The following is a 2753-nucleotide window of genomic DNA, read 5'->3' as shown; positions in this document are numbered from 1 at the left end:
GCGGCGGGTCCGCGTCTCACTCGAAGGCGGTGGTCACATAGACCGCGATGTTGAGGATCTCCTCGTCCGACAGCTCCTTCGCATGCGGGATCATGAGCATCGAGTTCGGGCCGATCTTCTCGCCCGAGCGATAGGTTTCGAGCCGATCGACCAGATAGGCGACCTCCTTGTCCGACAGGCGCGGATAGCTGGCGACGCCCTGGGCCTTGGGGCCGTGGCAGTTGCGGCAGACCGCCTGGTAGGCCTTCTCGCCTTGGGCGGTATCGGCTTCGGAGACGTCGATGTCCCGAATTTCGGCGGTCTCCGCGCCGGCGGCTGCGCCTTCCGACTCGGCGGTGTCGGATGTGTCGCCGGCCAGGGCCGCGCCCCCGCCGAAGGCGGCGAGCGCCGCCAGAAGCAGTGGTAGTCTCATGGGGTCCTCCTCCTGATTTGGCTCTGCCAGGCCGGTGCCTCGTCGGGCTCCGGGTACGGGCGGGCCGCTCAAGGCACCAGTGCTACGCATTCGGCCACACCGTTCAAGCCGCTTCTGCCCGACCGGAGGATGCGCGAGGCCGTCCGGCGGATAGCTTACGCGCCGGGAGACGTGGGGAAAGGGCGTCACCGATCTTCATTCGATTTGGCATCAAGACACCGGGTGCAGAGGATCAGTGGCTGACAGCCCCACCGCTCGCCGGATCGCAGGAGCCGTCGCTGCAGCTGGCAGGACCCAAAGGAAGGTTGTGGTAGAGGTCGGCTTTCCAGGCAGGAGGTCATCAATCTGCTGTGCCAGGATGCGATGCGTCTTCCTTTCGGGGGGATCTGCCTTGGCTCCTGGGCTCGGCATCGAAGAAAAGTTGATTTTTTCAGAGCGGCTGATGGCAGGGATTGATCCGGATTGGACAGGTGGCTCGACGGGATCTGCGGGTGTCGCGTGGGCGCGGGAATTGGGATCTGTGGGCTTGAGTTTGCGGCTGCATTGGGTGGCTGACAGCACGTCGGGCTGTGCACTGATGTTCGCCGGGCACCCCCTGCGTCAAGTATGGAGGTCCGCTGTGTGCGATCGAAGTTACTGTTCGCGGCATGCGCTTAGAGCTACATTTCCGTTATCATACCGTCCAAGATCTCGGAAGTGCGTCTCGGATGAGAGCTGGAGGGAAGCGGAGAAAAAATCGTTTCACCTCCGTGGAATAATTTCATTTCTGATCATCAGTCTGTCAATTTTTGGTGCCGCTGCAATGAGCCTAGCTTGAAAATCAGAAATTTGCTTGCGTTGCTGTAATTTGAGATGATATGCCACAAAGTCAACTGCATACAGCTGATAGTCTCGTTTAGGTGCGTAATAATATCCGATATTCTGGGACAGGTGATTTTCGAAGTCATGCCCAAGTAATTGCAATTGAGTAAGTTGCTCCAAGTTCTCCGTCCTGTTTAGCCAAGGATCAAACGCCGCGTGATGTGACGCGTCATACTCCTGCACCACCACTTTTGGATTGAATGGCAGTTGTGAAAATTCAATTTGAAGTGTTGTAAACGAAGCAAGTCGAGCGGCTCCAATACCGGCTTGTCCAAAAATACCTAAAGTATGGCTGTCGTTCCAGTGGTATCCGACACGATAGATCCCGATGCACGCTTTCGAGGCCTCTTCGATAACCGCTGAAAATAATTCAATCTTCTGGAAATCTTCAAGTGTTTCGGGAAGCGATGAGGCGTGGAGCACGGGAAAAGGCGCGGCATACGTCTCGCTTCTTTGGAAAATTTTATGCATTCTGGATATCAGGTTGTTGCGAAACTCTGATATTATCGAAGCCGGAAAAACTAGTGCAACTGCTGCGCTATATTTTTCTTGATGGCAATCATGTTCATCCACATAAATGAAGTTCACTTTCGGTCCACGGCCTCCACGTCTGTATACTTGGTTCGAATATCAACTTCTACTCCTTAGCAGATCTTCAAGTTCTAATCATCTCTGGCTTTTTGCTGATATCGACCTGCTATGAGCTAAATTTCGTCTGCTAATGTCGGTCTCTGATAAGGACTTTTAAATGATCAATTGCTACGATTTGAGCCAAGCTAAGCTTGGCCGTGGAGGCTCTGGCGAGGGAACGTCAGGAGGCTTCACCTCCAATGCGCAACCCGAGTTTCCTGGCATCCCCAAGTCCTGCTCGGAATAGCAACGGAAGACACTGTTTGGCGAGTAAAGCCTGCCTTCTCCGCCAGCCTCAAGTGACGCACACCTCTCCGCGATAACACTCGGAAATGCAGACGCATCCCGCGCGCCTCTCCGGCACCGCTTCGCTTCGATCCGCGCCGCCAGCGGTGTGCCTTTCCCCAGCCGAACGCCATCGGCGCGCACAGCCAGCCGACCCACCCAGCGTCAACCGCGCCGCCCGCCGGCTCAATACAGCCCGTTCAGCTCCAGCGGCAGCTTCTCGACCTTGCGCTCCTTCAGCAGGCTGCGCGGTTGTTCGGCGGCGTCGGCCTTGCGCAGGCGCTGGTAGCGGCGTTCGGCGATGGCGCGGGCCTCGTGGGCGCTGTCGAGGACGGTCGGGCGCATGAAGACGAACAGCGTGCGCTGGGTCTCGTCGCGCGACCGCGAGCGGAAGAGGTTGCCCACCACCGGCACGTCTCCGAGCCCCGGCACCTTCGAGGTGGAGCTCTGCGAGTCGTCGGTGATCAGCCCGCCCAGCACCACGGTGCCGCCGTCGCGGGACTGGACCGTGGTCTCGATCACCCGGCGGTTGGTGATCAGATCGGCGGCACCCTGGACGTTGGCA

General features: G+C 58.0%; 2 protein-coding genes and 1 pseudogene. All 3 read right to left on the bottom strand.

Translation table 11 applies throughout. From position 1 onward, the window contains the following. Positions 1 to 16: 16 nt before the first annotated feature. Positions 17 to 412 (bottom strand): c-type cytochrome, encoded by a 396-nt coding sequence (locus LR948_RS18685; protein WP_232755663.1) that lies wholly within the window; start codon positions 410 to 412, stop codon positions 17 to 19. A gap of 741 nt (positions 413 to 1153) precedes the next feature. Further along, positions 1154 to 1861, bottom strand: a complete 708-nt coding sequence (locus tag LR948_RS18680; RefSeq protein WP_232755661.1) for a hypothetical protein — start codon at positions 1859 to 1861, stop codon at positions 1154 to 1156. 513 nt (positions 1862 to 2374) lie between these two features. Beyond that, positions 2375 to 2753: pseudogene (locus LR948_RS18675) on the bottom strand (type II secretion system protein GspD); the annotation flags it as partial.

The organism is Roseivivax sp. GX 12232, from assembly GCF_021272185.1.
GTDB lineage: Bacteria > Pseudomonadota > Alphaproteobacteria > Rhodobacterales > Rhodobacteraceae > Roseivivax.
This window is presented reverse-complemented; position numbering and strand designations above follow the sequence as displayed.

Bases quoted from the DNA above. Each gene is read 5' to 3' on its own strand.
- LR948_RS18685 (WP_232755663.1), bottom strand. From the start codon at position 412: ATGAGACTACCACTGCTTCTGGCGGCGCTCGCCGCCTTCGGCGGGGGC.